This is a genomic window from Edaphobacter aggregans DSM 19364 (assembly GCF_000745965.1).
In the GTDB taxonomy this organism is placed as follows: domain Bacteria; phylum Acidobacteriota; class Terriglobia; order Terriglobales; family Acidobacteriaceae; genus Edaphobacter; species Edaphobacter aggregans.
This window is the reverse complement of the sequence record NZ_JQKI01000245.1, coordinates 1-4,806: the sequence shown is the minus strand read 5'-3', so window position 1 is coordinate 4,806 and position 4,806 is coordinate 1. Positions and strand designations below refer to the sequence as shown.

At 57.2% G+C, this 4,806-nt stretch carries 2 protein-coding genes and 1 pseudogene; 2 read left to right on the top strand and 1 reads right to left on the bottom strand.

The features are described from left to right. A pseudogene (locus Q363_RS42465) lies at positions 1-317 on the top strand (hypothetical protein); the annotation flags it as partial. 193 nt (positions 318-510) lie between these two features. Here the strand turns inward: Q363_RS42465 and cas1 are convergent. Next, positions 511-1,266: a CRISPR-associated endonuclease Cas1 gene (gene cas1, locus Q363_RS39600; RefSeq protein ID WP_169747198.1), complete on the bottom strand. Its 756-nt coding sequence runs from the start codon at positions 1,264-1,266 to the stop codon at positions 511-513. A gap of 636 nt (positions 1,267-1,902) precedes the next feature. Here cas1 and Q363_RS30550 point away from each other — a divergent pair. Then, the gene (locus tag Q363_RS30550) at positions 1,903-4,452 is read left to right on the top strand and encodes an nSTAND3 domain-containing NTPase (RefSeq protein ID WP_035358289.1); all 2,550 of its coding nucleotides are present in this window, start codon (positions 1,903-1,905) and stop codon (positions 4,450-4,452) included. The last annotated feature ends 354 nt before the right edge of the window (positions 4,453-4,806 follow it).

Sequence of the window (4,806 nt, the reverse complement as noted above, 5' to 3'; positions counted from 1 at the left end):
CGCTCCTGCTTCTCGGACCGATCGTCGGGTTCTTCGGCTCGGGGTACTTCAGCGGCTTCAGCGTAATTGCCAGCGAAGCTTTTCCAACCGCGCTGCGAGGCAGAGCAATGGGATTCGCCTATAACCTGGGCCGCATCGTCAGCGCCGCGGCTCCCTACACGGTAGGGAAGATTGCTCAGGAGAGAGGTTTCACCTTCGGTCTTTCACTGACAGCCGGTGGATTTTTGTTGGCGGGGATCATCGCGCTAGGCCTGCGATCGGAATGGGGAACGGATGAGTCGGTGACAGAGATCGGCGGCGCAACCCTTCATCCGTAGACGCGTTGTGCTCAGACGAAGGAACAGAAGGCCAAGGTGATCTGGCTTCGTCTTGTAGCCGTAGTAGCTCAGGTTGAGTTTCTGGAATGGACGACAGCTGAAAGATAGCGTCACACGAAGTTCGTTGCGATTGCTCATAATCGATCTCCCTTCGCGCGATTGGTAACGAGAAACGCCGATTGTGGATTAGAACTTACTCATTGAGATCCCAGTCCCCATGATGACTTATCGTTGATTTGGACAGCTCCTGCGTAAACCACTCGGCAACCGGCGCAACCAGTTTCGCCCAGCTTGGCGCTGTCTGTGATAATTTCGACGCGAAGGGGGCCATCAATCGACAACTTCCGTCGCGTTGCTCGAAGAATGAATTACGCAGCAACGGTTCACGTTTCAACCAATCCAATACAAACGCGTCGACGTCTGACCTAATCGGCTCCATCAAATCACACGCGAGACTATCTCGACTTGGCGCGTCGAGATGCAGAACTCCGATTCCGGGATCAAGACCTAGTGTTGCAGCTGCTAATCGCGACTCCGCTTCGAGTACCGCATACAGATAGTTCAAGATCGCGTTTACAGGATTAGTTGCCAATCGAGGCGACGATGTCAGCGACGAAGTCCGGGATCCAAATGTGAGCCAGTGTTCAGGAACACGCGGCAAGTCTTTTCGAGGAAACATGACCGGTATTGAGCGCCAGGACGACCAATAGACCTTTGCAGCTTTGGCTTCGATCTGTCGAAAGGAGTCGATTGTTTCGGCTTCAGCAATCTCGGATCGAAATCGTCGAATTGTCTGAGCCACTGACTCATTACCGAGACCATCCATCGCGACGTTCTGTTGGCCTGCAAGCTTCCGATCGACTAGCTCACGACTAAGGCGCAAACCCGGCTTGTTGACCGAAGCCGAGCAAGCATTCGCGCCCAAGAAGCCGAAGGCCGTCAAAGCCAAGGCCGACGCTTCCGGCAAAGCGAAACCCGCGTGGGTCAAAGCCCCCCAAAAGAAGGAGCCAACCCGAAAGAAAACTGCCTAGCATTTCCCATCCTTGGCCCCGGACTCGTCCGGGGCCGCTTTGTCCCTCGGCGCGAGCACAAATCGCGCCGGGAGACACCCCTTCGGTTTTTCCCGAACCCTCATCCCGCTTGGCCGACCTCCGCTCGTCGGCGGCGCGGCAGAAAGACGTTCCCCCTTCCTGCACCTTCCCCTCTAACTGCCTGCGGCGCTCTACTCGCCACAAGCGCGTTTCCGGGTACCGATGAGACTGGCGCTCCGCCATAGAATCTCATCTTTCTCGTTGCGAGGCGGCATTCTTGCTCGTCAGCAATTACGACCTCGGCACGTCGCAGAGTGACGCTCCTCCTGCTTTGCCGTGGCCCTCGCAGCCCGCAACGGCCAGATGTATTGTCTGCACCCGACGTATCAGCTCAGTTTGTTCGCTTTGCGATAATCAGATGGAACGCGATCGCCCTCGGGAGGTTCGTCCCCCAATATGAGCGAAGTGCCACGATCGCTCGCGATCAACGCTGAAGCAACAAAAAAAAGCAGTGGATTCGATGACTCGTGTGAACACGACGGGGAGAGACGAGAGTGCCAGAGATTGACGAGACTCAACCGGGAGGAGCGGGCCGCGACGGCCTTGCCGGTTACGAATACCAGATCGACGTCTCGGTCTGGTTAGCACTGCAACTGTTGGTCGCCAACAAAATGGCACACGAACTGGTTCTTGAGCCACCTTCCCAGGAAGATCTCGAAGCCGAACTGGAAGAGAACGAGCCCGGGCGAGTCACCGGCAAATTGCACGTCGATAACTATGTCCTCGTGGTGCAGGCAAAGCTACGGAGCGGAGACGCCTGGACCGTCGATGGGATCAAGAAGCTCTTGAAATATGGGAGCGATGATCGGCTCTCCGCAGCAACGCGCCTGACTGAAACCAACGTTCGGTATCTGCTAGTCACCAGTGCGGCTCTCAACGGTGGAGCTCGGGGCTTGTTTGTTCGGAAGCCCGCGCAATGGCCGAAGCCCGAGAAGATGCCTGCCTCGATTGCAAGAGCGCTTCCGAGCGGAGCAGCAGGGCGAGTTGCTGTGATCGGAGCAGAAGACGAGGAGCGCCTCTTCGGCGATATCAAGAGTCTGCTCATCGAGCTCTTCAAGGTGCCGAACGCCAGATGGGAGGACTGCCGAAACGTGCTGCGGGAAATGGCTCGTGTTCGAATCCGTGGAGGTGCTGGAGGGCGTTTGCGACGGCAAGATGTCGAAGCCGTCATCCGCAATCACGAAGGATATCTGGCAAGTTCGCAGGAGATGGATCAGCACGTCAAGCCGACGAACTGGTCAGAACTCCGAAGCACAATCACAGAGAAGCACGCGGCTTTAATCATTGGCCAGTCGGGGACCGGCAAGACCCTGGCGACGCAGGTGCTGTATGAGGAGCTGAGGCAGGAGATTCCCGGTCTTACGCGTGTGAAGATCACACGCGGTCCACGGCAATTGGAGGAGGACATCACCCCACCTCCAGTGTTGTTCGACATTGAGGATCCCTGGGGACGTTTTGATCTCGAGTCCGAGACCCGTCTGTGGTCCGATCAGTTGAGCAACTTCTTCGCCCGCGCAAACCATGACCACCTGTATGTCGCAACGACGCGCAAAGACGTTGCGGAACGTGCGGATGTTCTGCAAAACATGCGCAAGTGGCAGATGCCGCTCGAAGCGGAACATTACGGTGGCACCCAGCGATCGCGTCTCTACGAAACACGCGTTCCAGCATTGCCATGGGAACTTCAGTTGCCCGTCAGTCAAGCGCAGGAGACTGTTTTGAGGGAGTTGGCGACCCCACTCGAGATTCAAAAGTTCTTCGACGCTGTTGCGATCATCGACCGGCAGCGCTACTCCGACGACCATGCTTGGATCAAAGAAGCGATCCGTACTGCCCATGAGAACTCCATCGAGAGCACGGTAGTTGAACAGATCGAACACAGTGACTACGTCGCGGCAGCTGCGGTCATCTGGGCGCTGCTGAAAGTGGCCGACAAATTTTCCTATTCCTATTTGCTTTCTCTAGAACTGGAACTAGCAGATGGAGTGCATCAGCTGGAACGAGGCGTCACACCGTTGGTCCAGTTCTTTGTCGCCGCGCGAAACCTCAAGCAGAGCGAACAGGTGGTGTTTTACTACCACCCGCGCGTAGAGGCTGGCGTAGAGCGTGCACTTAAACGGGGCCGGGTGCTCGCCTCCAAGACACTAAGGACCCTGATCAACGTATGGGTCTCGAACGGTGGCCCAACCGAACGGGGAGCAGGCAAAGCTGCAACCCTCCTTGCTGCAATCCCCAAGAAGACTGAAATCAGTGTCCAGCTCACACCGGAGACGCACTCGGTCATCGACACATGGCTTGAGGCACGTTTAGCCGATTCTGGCCGTAAGTTTGAAGAAGACCTGAGACTCGCGTCTGCCTCAGGATCACGTGCCAGTGGACCATCGGAGATCGCGCGGTATCTCCTCAGTGGAGGGACCCGGCGCCAGTGGAATTTTCTTGATCAGTGGTCGACACCAACCAGAGACGAAGAATGGTATGAGCGTCACCGGTCCGATCCGCGGACTCGGATTTTAATCGATCGATTCATTCGCGAAGTCCTTCCGTTCAGCCATGGTCGCTACGAAGCGAAGTTCTCACGGGACGTGAAACGTCTGGTCCCCGATCTTAGTGGAGCATTCCTTGCGGCCGCGCATCAGATCGTAGCTTTCGGCGTGATGAACTCGGACGGAGCCATCGCCGAGGGAGCCTTGGACGACTTGTCGGGATTCGATTCTGTCCTAGATGAAGCATTCGCGACGGTGACTCCGACGGCCGAGGAGACGGCCAAGCGGGTCGCTCTCCATCTGGCACTCATCAATGGCGAGTACAGCGATGAGCACGCCGAACATGTTGCAGACGATGACGATGGCTATACCGCGGATCAATTTGTGAAGGCCTATATCCAGCGTGTGCGAAAGACCATGGGTTGGCCGCATTTGGCTGGACACACTCATCGTGATCGCCTTCGTGGGTATTGGCTCCAGGAGCTGCTGGACGAAGCAAAAGACCCGCGGATTGACCTGGATGACACGGAGACCAGTCTCCCTAGCCTGCATCATTCGTGAAGCCCGCGGCGAACGGCTATTGTGAGCGCGAGATTGTGGCGAAGCTGCTTTAGGCTCGGTGATATTGGTTAGCGTACGAGAGCGGGCATCTGTCTAGCCGCGCCATAGATGCGGCGCAGGTTTTTCGAGCGCAGTTGTCCTGATACGCAGCTTGCGAGCGAGTGGGAAGTGAGGTTTTCTGGTCAGCCGAGGCGCGCTATCCCGGCGAGGCTCCGAATGCCAGGGCCACTTGCCGGAAGGCGGGAAGAAACGGGAACGACGCGGGCAGATGCAGCACCATGCGGCGCACCGAGACCACCACGCGAGCGCCCAGCTTCAGTAACCGTTCGCGGAGCGTCCAGACCTGAGCACGAG